This is a genomic window from Lactobacillus sp. VURO6/B1 (VP7), from assembly GCF_058139575.1.
Genome location: NZ_JBVOWJ010000012.1, coordinates 12,395 through 31,061, shown reverse-complemented (window position 1 = coordinate 31,061; position 18,667 = coordinate 12,395). Strand labels below are relative to the sequence as shown.

17 protein-coding genes are annotated in these 18,667 nt (G+C 35.6%); 14 read left to right on the top strand and 3 right to left on the bottom strand.

Going from position 1 to position 18,667, the window contains the following annotated elements:
* The first annotated feature begins 14 nt into the window (after positions 1–14).
* From pheS to greA, 3 genes are all read left to right on the top strand, one after another.
* Complete coding sequence (gene pheS, locus ACZ2M0_RS07705; RefSeq protein ID WP_046332311.1) at positions 15–1,064, top strand: phenylalanine--tRNA ligase subunit alpha; 1,050 nt, start codon at positions 15–17, stop codon at positions 1,062–1,064.
* Positions 1,064–3,481, top strand: coding sequence for a phenylalanine--tRNA ligase subunit beta (gene pheT, locus ACZ2M0_RS07700; protein ID WP_490059051.1), 2,418 nt, complete (start codon positions 1,064–1,066; stop codon positions 3,479–3,481). The genes pheS and pheT overlap by 1 nt, the downstream gene beginning before the upstream one ends.
* A gap of 75 nt (positions 3,482–3,556) precedes the next feature.
* Positions 3,557–4,033, top strand: a complete 477-nt coding sequence (gene greA / locus ACZ2M0_RS07695; protein ID WP_490059050.1) for a transcription elongation factor GreA — start codon at positions 3,557–3,559, stop codon at positions 4,031–4,033.
* A 108-nt stretch (positions 4,034–4,141) separates the two neighbouring features.
* Here greA and ACZ2M0_RS07690 read toward each other — a convergent pair whose 3' ends face one another.
* Entirely contained in the window at positions 4,142–5,056 is a 915-nt protein-coding gene (locus tag ACZ2M0_RS07690) for an N-acetylglucosamine kinase (RefSeq protein ID WP_490059049.1), read from the bottom strand.
* 283 nt (positions 5,057–5,339) lie between these two features.
* Here ACZ2M0_RS07690 and ACZ2M0_RS07685 point away from each other — a divergent pair, with 283 nt between their 5' ends.
* From ACZ2M0_RS07685 to ACZ2M0_RS07640, 10 genes are all read left to right on the top strand, one after another.
* Positions 5,340–7,367 (top strand): peptidoglycan D,D-transpeptidase FtsI family protein, encoded by a 2,028-nt coding sequence (locus ACZ2M0_RS07685; RefSeq protein WP_373868637.1) that lies wholly within the window; start codon positions 5,340–5,342, stop codon positions 7,365–7,367.
* A gap of 82 nt (positions 7,368–7,449) precedes the next feature.
* A complete protein-coding gene (gene rpmG / locus ACZ2M0_RS07680; protein ID WP_081945351.1) occupies positions 7,450–7,599 on the top strand; it encodes a 50S ribosomal protein L33 in 150 nt (49 codons plus the stop codon).
* Between the two features lie 53 nt (positions 7,600–7,652).
* Complete coding sequence (locus ACZ2M0_RS07675) at positions 7,653–8,231, top strand: 5-formyltetrahydrofolate cyclo-ligase (RefSeq protein ID WP_490059048.1); 579 nt, start codon at positions 7,653–7,655, stop codon at positions 8,229–8,231.
* Between the two features lie 11 nt (positions 8,232–8,242).
* On the top strand, positions 8,243–8,923 hold the full coding sequence (locus ACZ2M0_RS07670) for a rhomboid family intramembrane serine protease (RefSeq protein WP_187154970.1): 681 nt from the start codon (positions 8,243–8,245) through the stop codon (positions 8,921–8,923).
* The gene (locus tag ACZ2M0_RS07665) at positions 8,923–9,141 is read left to right on the top strand and encodes a YqgQ family protein (RefSeq protein WP_187154969.1); all 219 of its coding nucleotides are present in this window, start codon (positions 8,923–8,925) and stop codon (positions 9,139–9,141) included. The genes ACZ2M0_RS07670 and ACZ2M0_RS07665 overlap by 1 nt, the downstream gene beginning before the upstream one ends.
* Positions 9,142–9,195: 54 nt before the next feature.
* Complete coding sequence (locus tag ACZ2M0_RS07660) at positions 9,196–9,600, top strand: rhodanese-like domain-containing protein (RefSeq protein WP_187154968.1); 405 nt, start codon at positions 9,196–9,198, stop codon at positions 9,598–9,600.
* 67 nt (positions 9,601–9,667) lie between these two features.
* Entirely contained in the window at positions 9,668–10,588 is a 921-nt protein-coding gene (miaA, locus tag ACZ2M0_RS07655) for a tRNA (adenosine(37)-N6)-dimethylallyltransferase MiaA (RefSeq protein WP_490059047.1), read from the top strand.
* On the top strand, positions 10,581–11,831 hold the full coding sequence (locus ACZ2M0_RS07650; RefSeq protein WP_490059046.1) for a methionine gamma-lyase family protein: 1,251 nt from the start codon (positions 10,581–10,583) through the stop codon (positions 11,829–11,831). The genes miaA and ACZ2M0_RS07650 overlap by 8 nt, the downstream gene beginning before the upstream one ends.
* Before the next feature lie 171 nt (positions 11,832–12,002).
* Positions 12,003–13,340: a type I glutamate--ammonia ligase gene (gene glnA, locus ACZ2M0_RS07645; RefSeq protein WP_490059045.1), complete on the top strand. Its 1,338-nt coding sequence runs from the start codon at positions 12,003–12,005 to the stop codon at positions 13,338–13,340.
* Positions 13,341–14,731: 1,391 nt separating this feature from the next.
* Positions 14,732–15,916, top strand: a complete 1,185-nt coding sequence (locus ACZ2M0_RS07640; protein WP_490059044.1) for an MFS transporter — start codon at positions 14,732–14,734, stop codon at positions 15,914–15,916.
* A 91-nt stretch (positions 15,917–16,007) separates the two neighbouring features.
* Here the strand turns inward: ACZ2M0_RS07640 and pyrE are convergent, their stop codons facing one another.
* Positions 16,008–16,643, bottom strand: coding sequence for an orotate phosphoribosyltransferase (gene pyrE, locus ACZ2M0_RS07635; RefSeq protein WP_490059043.1), 636 nt, complete (start codon positions 16,641–16,643; stop codon positions 16,008–16,010).
* A gap of 1 nt (position 16,644) precedes the next feature.
* Positions 16,645–17,352, bottom strand: a complete 708-nt coding sequence (gene pyrF / locus ACZ2M0_RS07630; protein WP_490059042.1) for an orotidine-5'-phosphate decarboxylase — start codon at positions 17,350–17,352, stop codon at positions 16,645–16,647.
* 243 nt (positions 17,353–17,595) lie between these two features.
* Between pyrF and ACZ2M0_RS07625 the strand changes: the two genes are divergently transcribed.
* A complete protein-coding gene (locus ACZ2M0_RS07625) occupies positions 17,596–18,519 on the top strand; it encodes a dihydroorotate dehydrogenase (RefSeq protein WP_490059041.1) in 924 nt (307 codons plus the stop codon).
* The last annotated feature ends 148 nt before the right edge of the window (positions 18,520–18,667 follow it).

The following is an 18,667-nucleotide window of genomic DNA, read 5'->3' as shown; positions in this document are numbered from 1 at the left end:
AAAGGAAAAGTTTTATGGACTTATTTGACAGGTTAAAAGAACTGCGTGAAAAAGGTCTTGATGAGATCGATAAGGCTAAAAATGAAGAAAAGTTAAATGACGTTCGCGTTAAATTAACTGGTCGTAAAAGTGAATTGACAACCATTCTTCATTCCATGAAAGATATTGATCCCAGTGATAGACGTGAAGTTGGACAACGAGTTAATAAATTGCGGGATCTGTTTAACGCTAAGCTGGATGATGCTAAAAATGAAATAGTAGCAGCTTTAGTTGAGGAACAACTGGCTAAAGAAAAAATCGATGTTACTTTACCTGGGCGCGAAATGCATCTTGGTACCAAACATCCCATCAATATTATTTTGGATGATCTCGAAAAATATTTTATTGGCATGGGTTATAAAGTAGTGCAAGGGCCAGAGATTGAAACTGATCATTATTGTTTTGAAATGATGAATTTGCCAAAAGACCACCCGGCAAGAGACATGCAAGAAACCTTTTATATAGATTCTGAAGATTTATTACGTTCTCAGACTTCCGGTGATCAAGCTCGCGTATTAGAAAAACATGATTTTGCCAAGGGTCCTTTAAAGATGGTAGGACCAGGTAAAGTGTATCGCCGTGATGACGATGATGCTACTCACTCACATCAGTTTATGCAAATGGAGGGTCTGGTAGTTGATAAAAATATTACGATGGGTGATTTAAAGGGAACTTTAGAATTAATGGCAAAGCATATTTTTGGCCAAGACCGCGAAACCCGTCTGCGTCCTAGTTACTTTCCTTTTACTGAACCTTCTGTTGAAATGGATGTTTCCTGCTTTAACTGCAATGGCAAGGGCTGTTCAATTTGTAAATATACTGGCTGGATCGAAGTTTTAGGTGCTGGAATGGTTCACCCTAATGTTCTCGAAAATGCTGGAGTTGATGCCAATGTTTATGGTGGCTTTGCCTTTGGCGTGGGGTTAGATCGTTTTGCTATTCTTAAATATGGTATTGATGATATTCGTGATTTCTACACTAACGATGTTCGCTTCTTAGAGCAATTCAGTAAGGAGGAAAGATAATGCTGGTTTCATATAGTTGGTTGAAGGATTTTATTGATTTAGACCAAGATCCTAAGGATTTAGCTGAAAAAATAACACGTACCGGTATTGAAGTAGCCGGTGTCAAGCATCCTGAAGAGGGCATGAAACAGCTAGTTGTTGGTCATATTATTGACTGTGAACCAATTGCTGGCACACACCTGAATCTTACTCATGTTGATGTGGGAGAAGATGAGCCTCATCAAATAGTCTGCGGTGCACCAAATGTTGCCGCTGGTGAAGATGTGGTGGTGGCTTTACCTGGTGCTCGGATTGCTGGTAATGTAAAAATCAAAAAAAGCAAATTACGTGGAAACGAATCAAATGGTATGATTTGTGGCTTACAAGAAATAGGATTCCCGGATAACCTGGTACCTGAAAAATATGCTAAAGGTATTTATGTTTTTCCAGAAGATGCTGATGTCAAACCAGGTCAATCCGCATTTGCTCCTTTAGGAATGGATGATTATATTTTTGACTTTGACATTACCCCGAATCGCGCTGATACCTTATCAATGGAAGGCTCAGCTTATGAAGTCGGTGCTATTACTGACACACCTGTCAAAGTTGAAGATATAACTCTCAAGGAAGATGGTCCAGATTGGACTAAAGACTTCTCTGTAGATGTTGATCCAGACCTTGCACCTAAGTTTTATTTACGCAAAATCAGTAATGTGAAAATAGGGGACAGCCCTCTTTGGCTCCAAAGGCGACTTTGGAATGCTGGCATTAGACCCATTAATAATGTTGTTGACGTGACAAATTATATTATGCTCTTAACCGGCCAGCCAATGCACAGTTATGATGCTCGTGCTTTTAAAACAAATAAGTTAGTGGTCAGAAAAGCTGAAAAGAACGAAAAATTGACGCTTTTAAACAATAAAGAAGTTGATCTTGATCCTAATGACATTGTTATCACAAATGGTGAAGAAGTTGTGATGATGGCGGGAGTTATGGGCGGTCTTAATTCTGAAATTGAAGCTGATACTACTGACGTTTTGCTAGAGTCGGCTATTTTTGATTCAACCTTAATTAGAAAAGCAGCTTTGCGTCACGCTAACAGGACAGAAGCTTCTAGTCGCTATGAAAAAGGCGTTAACTGGGATGCAACAACTCGCGCATTAGATATGGCTGCTATGCTTTTACGTAATGATGCTTCTGGAAAAATAAATGAGGGTGTGATTACGGGAAGTTCTGAAAAAAGGCAACCTGTTCAAATAAAAACAACGATTTCTTACATAAATAAAGTTTTGGGTACCGATATTTCTTCAACAGAAATTGCTGCCATTTTTTCCCGTTTGAATTTCAAGGCAGAAATTAATAATGATGAACTAATTGTTGATGTGCCAGCAAGGCGCTGGGATGTAGCTATTCCTGCTGACCTCGTTGAGGAAGTGGGACGTTTATATGGCTATGATAATATCAAATCTACACAGCCAGTTTTAGCAGAAACGCACGGTGGCTATTCTAAAAAAGAAGAAGCCATTAGGCGCATTAAGAATATTGTTCAAGGTCAAGGTTTAATAGAAGCTATTTCTTACTCATTAACTTCACTTGAAAAAGCGATTGGCTTTTCCCAAGAACCTAAAAAACCAGTTGAGGTTCAGATGCCATTGAATTCAAATCGTTCAACTTTGAGACAAAACTTAATGACAGGGCTAGTAGACGCAGCAAGCTATAATATGGCTCGCAAGCAAAATCAACTGGCAATTTTTGAGCAAGGACGTGTCTATGATTTCGAAAATAATACTTATAATGAACATGAACATTTAGCTGCACTATATAGCGGTAATGTATATTTTGAAAACTGGCAAAACAATAATGAAAAAATTGATTTCTTTTATGTTAAAGGACAGCTTACCAACTTATTTTTAGCTTTGGGAATTAACACGGATGATGTTGAATACAAGGCTGAAGTAATTATGTATATGCATCCCACCAGGACTGCCGGTATATATATTAAGAACAAATATGTCGGGATGATTGGTATGTTAGATCGCCCTGTGACTCAATCTAATAAAGCTATGAAAGATAGCGAAATTTATGGTTACGAGCTAAATCTTGATGTCATTATTCCATTAATTCTTAATCCACACACTACAGCACAAACAGCGCCAAAATTCCCTGCCGTTGAACGTGACCTTTCAATCTTAGTAGACCAGGAAGTTACTAACCAAGCTGTTGAGGATGTCATCAAAGAAAATGGTGGCAAGTATCTCCATGATTTGCGTATTATCGATGTATATCGCGGGTCTCATATCGCCGAGGATAAAAAGAGTTTTGCATATCGTTTAACTTTCCTAAATGAAAATGATACTTTAACCGATACAATTGTTAACGAAGCAATAACTTCTATTGATTCGAGTCTCGAAAAGCAGCTTAAAGCAGAAATACGCTAATGGTTGACATTAATCGTTAAAGTAATATCATAGATCTTTGCAAAAAGAAATTTAACTTTAAGGAGTGGAAATTTAATGCCTGAAAAATCTTATCCGATGACTGCTGAAGGAAAAGAAAAACTGGAAGCAGAATTAAAAAATCTAAAAGTTGTGAAGCGCCCTGAAGTAATTGAAAGAATTAAAGTTGCTCGTTCTTATGGTGACTTGTCTGAAAACTCTGAATATGACGCTGCTAAAGATGAACAAAGTCATTTAGAAGATCGTATTAGTGTTGTTGAAGAAATGCTTAAATATGCTCATGTAGTTGACGCTAACTCTAGCGATCCAGATGAAGTTGCAGTGGGTAAAACAGTAACTTATACGGAAGTTGGTGAAAATGAACCAGAAACTTATACTATCGTTGGTAGTGATGAATCCGATCCGATGAATGGTAAGATTTCTAATGATTCGCCAATAGCCCAAGCAATTTTAGGCAAGAAAAAAGGCGAAACAGTAACTATATCAACACCTGGTGGTAAATTTGATGTAGTGATCAATAAAGTAGAGGAATAGTTAGCAGTCTTTACAAAAATGTTTTACTATTTTCGATAAAAAAAGACCAGAGCATATACGTTTTCTTAAAATGAAAAACGTAAAGTTCTGGTCTTTTTTGTGGCAGATTTAGTGACTGGTGAAATAGCGGTAATCTTTGCTTCTATCAAAGATTACTCCGCGTGCATTCTCACCGTTAGAAATTGAAAACTGTGCGTCTGGATATTTTTCCCGAACTTTATCTTCAAGAAAATCTCGCAGCATGTGATTGTTAGCTAGTACAGACCCGGTTAATGCAATTTTCATTGGTTTAGGGTTTTCATAACGATTCATGCCAATAATAATATCACGCGCAAGAAGTTCTGCTTGCTCCTTAATTACCTTTAATGCAAAAGGATTGCCGCTATTGGCTAATTGAGCTACGCTCACTGCCATAGAAGCAAAGTCAGCGTTTGCTGTTTTATAAAATTTAGCAGTAGCGTCGTTGAGGTTGTCAACATTGAACAATTTATTGAACATAGGAATTAGTTCATTTTCTTCTCGTTTGTCCCAACTAAGCAGAGCTGATTTCAAGGCAGACAGAGCAATGGCATATCCGGATCCTTCATCACCTAAAATGGAGCCATATCCACCCGTTGTGATAATTCTGCCATTTTGCAAACCATTAAAAACAGAACCAGTCCCTGCAATTACTAAACCACCATCTTCACCTTCAAGACCATTATAAAGAGCTAAAAGGGAATCAGTAATTGCTCTAGTCGGTAAGTTATTAGCTTTTGCCGAAATTTCAGCTGCTATCTCCGGAGCATGACCAACCACAGATAAGCCAGCTATTCCGCATAAAATACGTTGGCAATCACCATCGATTTCATCAATTAACTTGTTTATAGCATTGGTAATATTGGTTATTGCATTGTCATAATTTGTATTTACCTGACCTGGTCCAGCTTTAGCACGTGCCAGTTCCTGACCTTTTATGTCATAAGCAATTGCTATAGTATGGGTTCCGCCAGCGTCAACCCCAATTTGAAATTTAAGTGTCATAGTTTTGTCTTCTTTCTATAATTTTTCTCCCAACAATATTTTATTACAAATGAATAACTAACAGAAGATTTTTTCATAAAGTGTTTATAACTAGTTTATTGCTTGTCATTTACACGTTATCTATTAAAGTTTTTTCAAAACGTTAACATCTCGATAGATTTGTCATCTAGTTTTTGCTAAAATTACACTAGTTTAGTGAGGATGAGTCTAATTGAATTTTTTTAAGAAAAAACTGAAGACGAAAAATAATAATTCCAAAAAACAGGCTTCTACTCCAATTAGGATGAAGATAATTTTGGGAATTATTTTTGTCCTTTTTGCTACGTTAATTGGACAACTGGCATATTTGCAAATAGGCTATGGTTCACGCTTCAAGGCTGAAGTGCAAAAATCTAATTCTGCTGTAGTTTCCAGTCAAGTTCCTCGCGGAGTGATGTATGACAGCAAGGGACGCGTATTGGTAGGAAATAGAGCTAAGAATGCTATTACTTATACCAAAAGTGTTTCTACTACGAGTGAAGATATTTATGCAATTTCAAATTCTCTTAGTCAATATATTTCAATTAAAGACGAAAAACCGACACAGCAGCAAGTAATTGATTACTATTTGGCTAATAAAAAAAATAGTGCTAAAGAAGCTGCTAAAGTTCCTAAATCTGTCAGAGAAACTCAGGATGATAATTTAATTAATAAAAGAATCCAAGAGCAGGTTGGTTCTGAACATGTTAAATTAAGTGCACGTGAGAAAACAGCGGCTTTAATTTACAACAAGATTTCTGGAGCCTATACTCTTTCTACAATTTATATAAAAAATAATCATCTGACAGACAAAGAAATCGCAGAAGTGGGTGAGCATCTTTCAGATTTGCCCGGCGTAGGCATTGGTACCGACTGGCAACGTTCATATCCCAACGGTTCTTCTATTCGCAGTATTATTGGATCAGTATCAACGGAGAAGGCTGGTTTACCTAGTGATAATTTACAATATTATTTAACTAACGGCTATTCTAGAAATGACAGAGTAGGTACATCATATTTGGAAGAAAAATATGAACCATTGCTAAAAGGAACGAAAGCCACAAGTAAAGTTTGGACTAAAAATTCAGGTGATATCGAACAATCGAAAGCGGTATATTCTGGTCAAGCCGGTGCAAGCTTGGTCTTGACTCTTGATGCTAAGTATCAAAAAGAAGTTCAAAGTTCATTAGAAAAAATTTATGCTGCGGCTGTTGGCTCCGGTGCTGCTCACTATTCAAATGGTGCCTATGCTGTTGCCATGAACCCCAAAACCGGTGCCATTTTAGCTATGGCTGGTATTAGTCGTGATCCCAAAAAGAATAAAACCACTAATAATGCATTAGGCGTAATTAATCAGTCTTTTGTAATGGGTTCAGCTGTTAAAGGCGCAATGGTAGGTGGAGGTCTAATTAATAAGGTAATTACACCAACAAATAATGTAATGCCTGATACACCAGTTTACTTGCCAAGTACTCCAGTTAAAAAGTCCGTTTATCCAATAGGTACTTTTGGGGCTCTTGATGCAGAAACTGCACTTGAAGTTTCCAGTAATATTTACATGATGCACCTAGCAATGAAATGGGTTAAAGCTTCATATGTTCCTAAAACAAAAATCTACATGCCACAAACAGCGTTCGAACCTTTACGACATAATTTTAATATGTTTGGTTTGGGACAAAAGACTGGTATTGACTTGCCGGGCGAAATTTCAGGAATTCAAGGCAAATCATTTAATGATCAAGGATTGGTTCTTTCGGGTTCTGTGTTAGACTTGTCTTACGGCAACTATGATGCTTATACCCTGATTCAAATGGCTCAGTATGTTTCTACTATTGCAAATGGCGGTTATAGAATGCAGCCTTATGTCGTGCAATCAATTGGCCGAACTTCAAATAACGGCAAAAAAATTTATGTGGATTACAATAAGAAACCAGAAGTTCAGTTACGCATACCCTGGACCTCAGATGAACTGAATATTGTTAGACAAGGATTTTGGCGTGTTGTTCATGGTACAAATTCTTGGGGAACAGCGCATAAATTAAAAAACGTAAAGCCTTCTATTTCCGGCAAATCAGGAACAGCCCAGACATTTTATTACGATCCAGATAATCCTAAGCAAAAAAATCCGCCTGAGTTGGTCAATGCTACTTTCGTTGGCTATGCACCCTCAAATAATCCTCAAATAGCGACAGCGGTAATATTCCCAGGACTTGATCCCGAACTCGAAGGTTCCTACACTCTACAAATGACTAAAGCGATGGTACAGGACTACTTCAAATTACATAAAAAATAGAATTTTGTGAATATCACTGGTAATAATAATGGAAAAATGCTAAGATAATACAGTCAGAATAAAAGCGTAGGTGGTGAAAGAAATGGCAGATAACATCATTTTGGAATGCACCGAATGTGGCGATAGAAGTTACTTATCTAAGAAAAACAAGCGTAAGCATCCGGAACGTTTAAGTTTGAAGAAGTATTGCCCAGTTGAAAGACATACTACTCTTCATCGTGAAACTAAGTAATTAACCAATATGGCAGGAGCCTATGCTCCTGCTATTTTTTATATGGAAGAATCATGACAAAAGCAAAAAAAGAAATTAGAAAACAACAAGTAGAAAAACTAAGTAGTTTTGCGGAAACATCTCAAAAAAGTACTGAAGATCAAATTCTGCTCAAAAATATTATGAATTCTGAACTCCTTGACAAATGCCAAAGCATTGGGATAACTTCTTCTCTTACTTATGAGGTAGATACCTCAGGCCTAATTGCTCAGCTATGGGATCAAGGAAAAGATGTTTTTTTAGCACGGGCTAATGATAACAGTGAACGTTCACAAGATTTTATTTATTATAGTTATATGACCAAGTTAACTAAGTCTAAATTTGGTGTTGAAGAAGTAAGTGAACCTGACGCTCAGATCAATAATGATCTGGACTTAATTATTGTGCCCGGACTGGCTTTTGCTTTGGACTCACATCAACGTTTGGGCTTTGGCGGAGGTTATTATGATCGTTTTTTGGCAAAACATCCTAGTTCAAAGACGGTAGCTTTGGTCAATTCAAAGATGATTTTTAAAACTGCAGCTTGGAAAATAGAATCTACTGATGTTCCAATTCAAACAATTATCACTCCTGAATCAATTTTATCGAAATAACTGAGGCTATTATGAACCAGCGACAAAACCTGAAAAATTGTTATATAACTGTCAGTATATTGGTTGTTCTTTTTTTGGTCTTTTTAATTGAAACTGCAATAGGTGGCTCCGAAAACATCTATGTTCTAATGAAATTAGGAGCTATGAAAAATGATGCTATCGTTATAGGTAATCAGTGGTGGCGCCTGTTTACTGCACAATTTTTGCATATTGGAATTATGCACTTAATATCAAATGCAGTGATGATCTATTATCTGGGAGTTTATATGGAAACAATAATAGGTCATTGGCGCTTTTTAGCTATCTATTTGCTTTCAGGCATTGGCGGAAACCTCTTAAGCCTGGCTTGGGGAAACGATAACGCTATTAGTGCTGGTGCTTCAACTGCTTTATTTGGTCTTTTTGGAGCAATGACAGCTATTGCATTGCAAAATCGTGCGAACCCAATTCTTGTTTATCTCGGCAGACAATCATTTTGGCTGGCATTGATTAATATAGGCCTTGACCTTTTTGCTCCTAATATCGATATCCCAGGACATATTGGCGGTTTTATAACCGGATTTTTAATTGCTGTGATTTTGGGTGAAAGAAACTTAAGAAAGTATTCAATGAAAATGCGTGTTGTTGCAGTATGTGCTCTAATAATTTATTGTGTGGCAGCTGTCAGAATGGGTATGGTAATCAGTTTATAATGAAAACTTTGTATGATGTGCAACAACTTTTGGAAAAATACGGCATTTTTGTCCATGTCGGCAAGAGAATTTGGGACATTGAACTGATGGCTCTTGAACTAGATAACATCAACCGTTCACATTTAATCGATAAACATGATTATTTAGTTGCAAAAATAATACTGCGGCGAGAATACGAATATGAAGAACGCAGAAATGGCAATAAGCCTGGCTCTTAAGCTATATTAAGAGTATATTGTTTTTAGAAACTTTTAGTAGGAGAAATACAATTTATGTCAACTTTTTTATTTATTCTAGATGCAGTTTTAATTATAATAATTTTAGCCTTTGTGGCAGTCTGGTTATGGAATAAAATACAGACTAAGCGCTTGGGCGGTGGAGACTTGTCCAACGATGAATTTAATAAGGGAATGCGTAAAGCACAGGTAGTAGATTTACGTGAAAAAGAACCTTTCAAAAGAAAACATATTGATGGCGCCAGAAACTTACCTTATACAATGCTTAAGTATCAATATACTGAATTAAGGTCTGATCTTCCGGTTTATTTATACTCCGATTCTTTATCAGTTACTTTACGTGCTGCCAGATTTTTACAGAAAAAGAACTTTTCTTCTATCAAATGGTTAAAAAATGGCTTTGATGAATGGAACGGACGTACTAAAAAATCCAAATATTGATTAGAAAACATGTTTGTTGATTTTTCAAACGTGTTTTTTCTATATTATTAATTGAATGAGGGAAAAGATGCAGAAAGTTCTGGCAATCGTTGGCCCAACCGCAATTGGAAAGACCTCTTTGGCAATTCAGCTTGCTCAAAAAATAAATGCTGAAATAATTTCGGGTGATTCAATGCAGGTTTATAAAGAGGTGGCTATTGGAACAGCTAAGGCAACTCCAACAGAACAAAAGACGATTCGACATTATCTTGTTGATACTCGATCAGTTTTTGAGCCGTATTCTGTGGTAGATTTCATTGAGCAGGCGGAAAAGGCTGTTGAGCAAATCAGTGCCCAAAATAAGCTGCCACTTTTAGTAGGTGGTACCGGTTTTTATGTCAATGCACTTTTAAACAAAATGCAATTAGGAGAACCATCTCGCCAAGAAGCAGTGATTACAGATAAATGGGAAAAATTTTTGCTGGAACAGGGAAAAAATGAATTATGGGCGGAATTAGATAAGCGAGATCCAGATGCCGCTCAAAAAATTCCTTTAAATAATACCCGACGCGTTTTACGGGCACTAACAGTAATAGAGCGTACGGGGAAAAAGTTTTCTCAGCAACAAAAAACCATAAAGCCAAGATATGATTACCTTATCATTGGTCTCAATTCCGACCGCCCTGTAATTTACCGTAGGATCAATGAGCGTGTTGATCAAATGATGAAACAAGGCTTGCTTGAAGAAGCAAGATTTATTTATCAAAATAGGGCTCATGAATATACGATCCTGCAGGCTATCGGTTATAAAGAATTTTTTCCTTATTTTAAAAAACAAGAAAGTCTTGAAGATTGTATTGTAAATTTAAAAAAGGCTTCAAGAAGATATGCTAAGAGACAGCTCACGTATTTTCGTCATCAATTACCTGTCACTTGGTTTGATCCACTTAAAGATCCGAATTGTTTAAATGAAATTAAACAGAAAGTTGAGGAATGGTTAAATGAATAACTGGCCAGAAAAATTAAATAAAATAGTAGCTGAGACGGACAAGCAGATAGCACCCCAATTAGCAAAAATTGATCAAAATATCTTATTTAATCAAAATAAAGTTTTAGAAGCTTTTAAAGATAAGGCTGTTGCTGAATCTGATTTAATTGGCAGCACTGGTTATGGGTCTGATGACAGCGGTCGAGATAAGCTAGATCGTATTTACGCACAAATTTTTAACACTGAAGATGCTTTAGTCCGTTCGCAATTTGTTTCTGGTACCCATACTTTAGCCACTGCAATGGCAGGCAATCTGCTCCCAGGTGATGAATTAACCTATTTAACTGGGATGCCTTATGATACATTGCAACAAGTTATTGGAATTGCCGGCAACGGTCGTGGCAGTTTGAAGCAATATGGCGTTAAGTTCTCTCATGTTGATTTATTACCTGACGGCAGTGTTGATTTTGCTTCTGCACGAAATTTGTTGACAAAACACCAACCTAAAATGGTTGTTATTCAGCGTTCACGAGGCTATAATACCAGACCGAGTTTTACAGTCGGAAAAATCAAGCCAATGATTAAAATGATCAGGGAAGTCTCACCTAAGAGCATCATTTTTGTAGATAATTGTTATGGAGAATTCTCTGAACAACATGAACCTACTGAATATGGTGCCGATTTAATGGCTGGTTCTTTAATTAAAAATGCTGGCGGCGGATTGGCCAAAATAGGTGGCTATGTTGTTGGTAAGCATGAACTAATTGAGAATACTGCGGCAAGGCTCACAGCAGGTGGGATTGGTCGCGAAGAAGGTGCCAGTTTAAACAATAATCTTGATTATTTTGAGGGCCTTTTTGTATCACCAAGTGTGACTGGTAATGCAATTAAAGGTGCAATTTATGCGTCAGCTTTATTAGAAAAGATGGGCTTAGAAGTTTCTCCTAAGTGGAATGAAAACAGAACTGACTTAATTCAAACAGTAATTTTTCATGACAAGGACAAAATGATCAGATTTGCCAAAACTTTACAGAAAAACTCGCCGATTAATTCATTCGTTGACCCTATTCCAAGTAATGATACTGGATATGAAGATCAAGTAATTATGGCTGATGGTTCATTTATTGAAGGTGCAAGTATTGAATTTTCTGGGGATGGTCCAATTAGACCACCTTATGCCTTATATATGCAGGGCGGATTAACTTATGCTCATGTAAAAATTGCAATTACCAATGCAGTTAATGAATTATTTTTCGAGAATTAATCAAAGATATTTATAAATGTAAAGTAAAAGTTTGGTAAAGTTTTGCTATTTTTTGCTAGACCACTTTACAAGGTTTTAATCATTTGCTAATCTTAAGTCTAGTTTTAAACAAGAATAAAATTTCTAGTTTAGACTGTACCAATTATTGTGTGATTTTTTAGGTGGAGAAACATGACAAAGAAAATTTCAGCAGATGACATAAGGAAAAGTGTCAAAGAAGATGATGTCAGATTTATTAGACTGGCTTTCACAGATATTAATGGAACATTAAAAGCAGTTGAAGTTCCAAATAGTCAGTTAGACAAGGTTTTAGAAAATGACGTGCGCTTTGATGGTTCTTCAATTGACGGATTTGTTCGTTTGGAAGAAAGTGATATGATATTATATCCAGATTTTTCCACCTGGTCCGTTTTGCCTTGGGGTGACAGTACAGGTGGTAAAATTGGTTGCTTAACTTGTTCTGTTCATACTACTGATGGTGAACCTTTTGCAGGCGATCCTCGTAATAATCTTGAAAGAATCATTGGCCAAATGAAAGAATTGGGCTTTACTGCTTTTGATATTGGTTTTGAAGCCGAATTTCATTTACTTAAACTTGATGAAAATGGTAATTGGACTACTCAGGTTCCAGACCATGCCTCGTATTTTGATTTAACCTCAAATGATGAAAGTGCAAGTTGTCGCCGAGATATTGTTGAAACTTTGGAAAGCATCGGTTTCGAAGTGGAAGCTGCACACCACGAAGTAGGGGATGGTCAGCAGGAAATTGATTTCAGATTTGATGATGCGTTGACAACTGCTGATCGTGTGCAAACTTTTAAAATGATTGTGCGTGAAATAGCTAAGAAGCATGGGCTGTTTGCCACATTTATGGCTAAGCCTCTGCAAGGTCAAGCTGGTAACGGGATGCATACCAACATGTCTTTATTCAAAGGCAATAAAAATGCATTTTATGATAAAAACAATAAATATCATTTATCCAAGACTGCTTTATACTTTTTAAATGGTATTTTGGAGCATGCACGCGCCATTACAGCAGTGGGCAACCCGACTGTTAACTCATACAAGCGTTTAATTCCGGGTTTTGAGGCTCCAGTATATATTTCTTGGGCTTCAAAGAATCGTTCTCCTATGGTTAGAGTACCTTCTGCAGGGGAATTAAATACTAGACTTGAGATGCGCTCTGCTGATCCTACAGCTAACCCATATTTGCTTTTAGCCGCATGTTTAAGTGCAGGAATGGCCGGAATTAAGGAAGAAAAGATGCCTATGGATCCTGTTACGTGCAACTTATTTGATTTAAGTGAGGAACAACTTAATGAGATGGGAATCAAGCCACTTCCTTCAACATTGCACAATGCCTTAAAAGCCTTTAAAAAGGATAAATTAATTCAAGCAGCTCTGGGTGAACATTTGACTCAAAGTTTCATTGATTCTAAAGAATTAGAATGGTCCCAATACACTCAAACTGTTTCTGACTGGGAAAGAAATCGTTATATGGGCTACTAAAAAAATTTTGTTTTAGTTTTATGATAAGAGCGAAATTTAAAAACTGGAAATTTATTAATTAGGGAAATAATGTAAAGTCTGATAAAGAACGGGCTAATTATTTTTCTTGCATGTGACCAATATTATAATGTCAAGCTACAATTTAGCTTGACGTTTTTTATTTTAGAAAAGTTTTTTAACTAGACCAATTAGCCATTAAGTAATTTTTCAACTAGTTGAAAATAATTAGAATAACTAATATTCTCTTTAGCCGCATATAAATGGTATTTCTCTTCATTTTTTTAACGGGGAAGTTATTAAATTTAAAAAGTAACCGATATGTAATTGCTCAAGTATTAAGATAAATTTAGGAATCGTTCAAAAATACTTAAAATTATAGATGCAAGCATTTATTTTATTTAATAACAAATTATAAATATTAATTAACTGCTGTTATGTAATTATTTTTTTATTTTATTATTAAAAATAATAGCAATAAAATAAGGATTAATTAGGTATATAACTTTTTGTGTGCGTTTTCAAAATAATAATAAATATTTAACTTATTTTTATTACATATAATATTATTAGCGTTATTTATAATAAAAATATATGCAATTAAACTCTATAAAATATTTATTATATTTTATATATATCTGAAAAATATAATATTTTTTGTTATTTAAATATTATGTAAATTTATTTATAATATTTTGTAATAAAAACATATTTTTAAAATTAAATAATTTATTGACATTTATTACTTCATTTATTAGGATTATATTATCTAATTAATTTAACCATATATTAGACATGATTTTAGGGAGGTAGTGTTATTTTAAATAATTTAGGATAGATATTTGAATTTAAAATTTTAATTAATAGTTTAAGAAAGGATATGTTATGTAGTAAAAAAAGCAACCTCAATGGAGTAATCAATTGAAGTTGCTTTCCACAATACAATGTTAGGAATAAATTTATAAAGTGTTTAATCATGTTAAAGATTATATTTATCCTTAACGCAGAAATTAGTAGCGAGAGAAGTCAAATAAGGTAAATTCAACTCACTACTATAATTACTAATATTAAAGAAAGAAGTTTAAATTTGTAATATTTTTACCTTAATCAAGTAAAAATATTACACACATGTAGATTTAATTATAAAATTCTTCTATGAATAAACATCTTAAAATCACATATACACTAGCTTAAAGGTTGTATTGAACTCTCATACAACCTTTTTTGGCCAAATCATATGACCTTAGAAAGAATGTCAAATATTAAGCAAAATAACTCCTGATCACATGTAATTGCATGTTTTAACTTAAGATCGTCTTTTTAGTTCATTTTGTTATATGCCAACCTTTAAGTGATAGAATAGATAAGTCAAGTTTAAAGTAAGTGAGGTAAAAATGACAAAAGGAAAAACGGTTTATACTAAAGATGTATTATTAGTTATGGCAGCTTCATTCTTTTTTATGTTTAGTACTATGTTTGTGAACCCTCTGATTAACGGCTATGCTAAAAGTCTAGGAGCCAGTAGTGGCTTTGCAGGCTTAATTGTGGGAATTATGAGTATAGCAGCGATGTTTTTGCGACCGATTGCTGGCAATTTGACAGATAGATTTTCAAAATACCGTTTGTCTTTTATCGGCGGCATTCTGATAGTGATTGGCGTAATTGGTTATGTAATTGCACCGGCAAGTGGTTGGCTGCTCCTTTTTCGGTTAATTAACGGTTCAGGTTATGTTCTTTGTACGGTTTGCATGACGACCTGGCTAGCTTTCTTAGTACCACGGGCTCATGTTGGTCAAGCGATGGGTTTTTATGGTCTAATGAATGCACTTGCGATGGCTGTTGCTCCAGCGCTTGCTATTAGTACTTACCAAAAAACTGGTTATAGAATTGCTATCATTGCTTCTGCTGTTTCGGCCTTTTTGATGGTCATTATAATTCAATTTGTTGGCAATAAGGCAAAACCCAAAGAAATTAAGCATTCAGAAAAGAAAAAATCATTTTTACATCTCAAAATTATCCAGAAAAATGTCTTGCCTATAGCAATGCTCACCACTTTATTTGCTTTTCCTTATTTTGCCACGCAAGCTGATCTGGTTACTTACGTTGAAGAACGTCATTTGAGCGTAAATGTCGGTTCCTACTTTTTAATTTATGCTGTTGTACTATTGCTTATTCGAATAGTTTTAAAAAATCTTTTTGATACTGTTAAATTTGGCACTTGGTTCTGGTTTAGCGTTGCTGCCACTCTGATTTACCTGATTTTGCTGGCAATAATGAAGAATAATTGGATAATGGCTCTTGCAGCTGCTTTTATGGCTATTGGTTATGGCCTGATGTATTCTGTTTTACAGTCGACTGCAATGCTATTGGCTCCCATAAGTGAACAAGGTTTAGCCAGTAGTACGTTTTATTTAGGACTTGACATTGGTATGGCTTTCGGTCCAATAATCATGGGATTCATAAATGACATATTACCAGTTAAATACTTTTATTTAGTACAACTAATTTTAATACCGTTTATGATATTGATTTATTTACAATATCGCGTTCGTTTGAACGGTGCAATAAGGCACCATTAAACCTTTTTAAAAAAAGAAAAACTGACTAGTCTTGCTATAGCAAAAGATTAGTCAGCTTTTTAATATCTCATGAAATAATTAGCTTTGCTTTTTATTGGAACTTTTTACCCCATTCCCATGGATCTTCGTGCCAGGTCTTTAAAGCTTCATATTCAGTTGAAGTTATATATTTCATCTCCTTTTCTTTTTGGAGCAGTTCAGGATATGTTAACAGAGGACTGTAGTCAACTTTAGCTTGAACAAAGTTAGCTTTAGTATCTTTTAAATAATAAGTAAATATTGAACTCACACCAATTACATTGCCGCCTTCTTTTTCAGTTGCTTTCACTGCATTAATAACTGATCCACCAGTGGTAATTAAATCGTCGATTAGTACAATTCGGTCGTTGCTATTAAAACGTCCTTCAATTTGTTTACCCTTACCATGATCTTTTGGTTTTGGGCGCACATAAATCATAGGTAAGTGCAATTTAGCAGCCACCCAGGCCGCATGGGGAATACCGGCAGTAGCAACGCCACCGATTATACTTACATCTGGATATTTTTCTTTAATAAGAGCTGCTAAATCTGCAGCAATCCAGTCACGCAAGTCTGGATAAGAAACAGTTAATCTTAAATCAGTATAAATGGGAGATAACATGCCACTTGCATAAGTGAATGGTTTGTCTGGGGATATCGTGATAATTTTTTTCTCAACTAATTTATTAATAATTTGATCTTGATGCATTTTACTCAAACTCCTTTTTAATTTCTCGATAAACTAAAGCGGGATTTTCAGCCTGCGTAATTGGTCGACCAACTACAAGAGCACTGGAACCAAACTCTTTAGCCTTTTTAGGGCTAGCAATACGTATCTGATCATCAGTAATACTGTCTACTAACCTAATTCCGGGTGTGACATATAAAAAGCCAGAACCAACCTGTTTTCTCAAATTTTTCACTTCAAGTGGTGAGCATATCACACCATCTGCACCTGCTTTTTTTGCAGTTTGTGCCAGACTAACTACTTGCTCTGCCATTGATAATGAACAGTTTTGTTCATTTGCCAAAATTTTTTCTGAAATTGAGGTCAATTCTGTAACTGCTAGTAATTTGGGAGTTTCGCTGCCAGCAGGTGTTCCATCTATCAACCCTTTTTTTGCCGCTAAAATCATTTCACTTCCGCCCAAAGCATGTACTGTTGTGCAGAAAATACCTAACTGAGCAATCTGCCTAGCAGCTTGATAAACTGTATTGGGAATGTCGTGTAATTTGAGATCTAAAAAAATATGATAGCCTTGTTTTACTAAGCCCTGTACAAATTCCGCTCCATAATGGTAATAAAGTTCCATGCCGATCTTTAAGTATGTTTCTTGGGGATGACCCAGTTTTGTGAGTAATTCATGAACCTCATTTTGGTTGTCAAAGTCCAAAGCTACGAATACTGCTTTTTCCATTAAAACCTCCACAAAAAAAGCCTATTTTGGTACGAGAGTGCATCAAAATAGACCTTTTGTTTAATTTAAGTCATGTTTTTAACTTGCGGTCTCTCTGTACCGTTTAAAGTTTATCATTAATGAGATTACCATTTTTGTTTATAAAATACAATAAAAATTTTGTTTTTAAAAAGTAAAGAAATTGTGTAAAATATATCCAAAAATAATTGTATTGACAGTGAGCTTACATTTTTGGAGGGTAAAATGACAAACATCAGTGTAAAATTGCCTGGACTTAATTTGAAAAACCCAGTGATGCCGGCTAGTGGTACTTTCGGTTTCGGAGATGTGCCAGCAGCAAAAAAATTTGACTTGAACGAACTGGGAGCGCTAGTTATTAAAACTGCTACTCCGAACTCGCGTTTAGGAAATCCGCAACCACAAATTGCAGTTTTAGATAACGGAGTATTAAATTCAGTTGGGTTGACCAATCCCGGGGTTGATAAAGTTATTAGCGACAAGTTGCCTGCTATAAAAAAGCAATATCCAACACTACCGATTATTGCCAGTGTAGGCGGTGAAAGTGAAGAAGGCTATATTGAAGTTGCTCAAAAGCTGTCAGATTCCAAACTGGTTAATGCTCTGGAAATTAATGTTTCTTGTCCTAATGTTGCTCAAGGTGGAATGGCATTTGGTGTTCATCCAAGAGTGGTGGAGAAACTGACTGCTGCAATAAAAAATACAGTTGATTTGCCCGTTTTTGTAAAGTTGACGCCTAATGTAACTGATATAGTTGTATTAGCGCAGGCTGCTGAAACAGGTGGTGCTGATGGCTTATCTTTAATAAATACTGTAACTGGTATGAGGATTAACATAAAGACTCGCAAACCTCTGCTTGGAAATAATTTTGGTGGTTACTCTGGTCCTGCAGTGAAGCCCATTGCCTTATATCAGATTAATCAGGTAAGACGGGTTACTAATTTGCCAATTATCGGTATGGGGGGAATTGCATCGGCTGAAGATGTGGTTGAATTTATGCTTGCTGGTGCTAATGCTGTTGCAGTAGGTAGTGCCCATTTTAAGGATCCTTTAGCTTGTTCGCATATTGTCCATGACTTGCCGCAGGTTTTGAATAATTTAGGAGTCAATGATATTAAAGATTTAGTTGGTCAAGTTGAATATAATTAAAAAGCTAACATCAGCAATATCCAACTTTACTATTGACAATTTGAATTCGAAACAGTATATTTAAACAGATGTCCTTTAAAATTAGTCCCGTGAGGCTAGCAAGGAAAGCTCAATTAAGTATTGACTTTTACAAAGCATTTAGTCTCAA

Coding starts and splice junctions, on each gene's coding strand:
- ACZ2M0_RS07675 (WP_490059048.1), top strand. CDS start 7,653: ATGACAAAAGCAAAAAAAGAAATTAGAAAACAACAAGTAGAAAAACTA.
- greA (WP_490059050.1), top strand. CDS start 3,557: ATGCCTGAAAAATCTTATCCGATGACTGCTGAAGGAAAAGAAAAACTG.
- ACZ2M0_RS07670 (WP_187154970.1), top strand. CDS start 8,243: ATGAACCAGCGACAAAACCTGAAAAATTGTTATATAACTGTCAGTATA.
- rpmG (WP_081945351.1), top strand. CDS start 7,450: ATGGCAGATAACATCATTTTGGAATGCACCGAATGTGGCGATAGAAGT.
- ACZ2M0_RS07625 (WP_490059041.1), top strand. CDS start 17,596: ATGACAAACATCAGTGTAAAATTGCCTGGACTTAATTTGAAAAACCCA.
- ACZ2M0_RS07650 (WP_490059046.1), top strand. CDS start 10,581: ATGAATAACTGGCCAGAAAAATTAAATAAAATAGTAGCTGAGACGGAC.
- glnA (WP_490059045.1), top strand. CDS start 12,003: ATGACAAAGAAAATTTCAGCAGATGACATAAGGAAAAGTGTCAAAGAA.
- pheS (WP_046332311.1), top strand. CDS start 15: ATGGACTTATTTGACAGGTTAAAAGAACTGCGTGAAAAAGGTCTTGAT.
- ACZ2M0_RS07690 (WP_490059049.1), bottom strand. CDS start 5,056: ATGACACTTAAATTTCAAATTGGGGTTGACGCTGGCGGAACCCATACT.
- ACZ2M0_RS07665 (WP_187154969.1), top strand. CDS start 8,923: ATGAAAACTTTGTATGATGTGCAACAACTTTTGGAAAAATACGGCATT.
- pyrE (WP_490059043.1), bottom strand. CDS start 16,643: ATGCATCAAGATCAAATTATTAATAAATTAGTTGAGAAAAAAATTATC.
- miaA (WP_490059047.1), top strand. CDS start 9,668: ATGCAGAAAGTTCTGGCAATCGTTGGCCCAACCGCAATTGGAAAGACC.
- ACZ2M0_RS07660 (WP_187154968.1), top strand. CDS start 9,196: ATGTCAACTTTTTTATTTATTCTAGATGCAGTTTTAATTATAATAATT.
- pheT (WP_490059051.1), top strand. CDS start 1,064: ATGCTGGTTTCATATAGTTGGTTGAAGGATTTTATTGATTTAGACCAA.
- pyrF (WP_490059042.1), bottom strand. CDS start 17,352: ATGGAAAAAGCAGTATTCGTAGCTTTGGACTTTGACAACCAAAATGAG.
- ACZ2M0_RS07685 (WP_373868637.1), top strand. CDS start 5,340: ATGAAGATAATTTTGGGAATTATTTTTGTCCTTTTTGCTACGTTAATT.
- ACZ2M0_RS07640 (WP_490059044.1), top strand. CDS start 14,732: ATGACAAAAGGAAAAACGGTTTATACTAAAGATGTATTATTAGTTATG.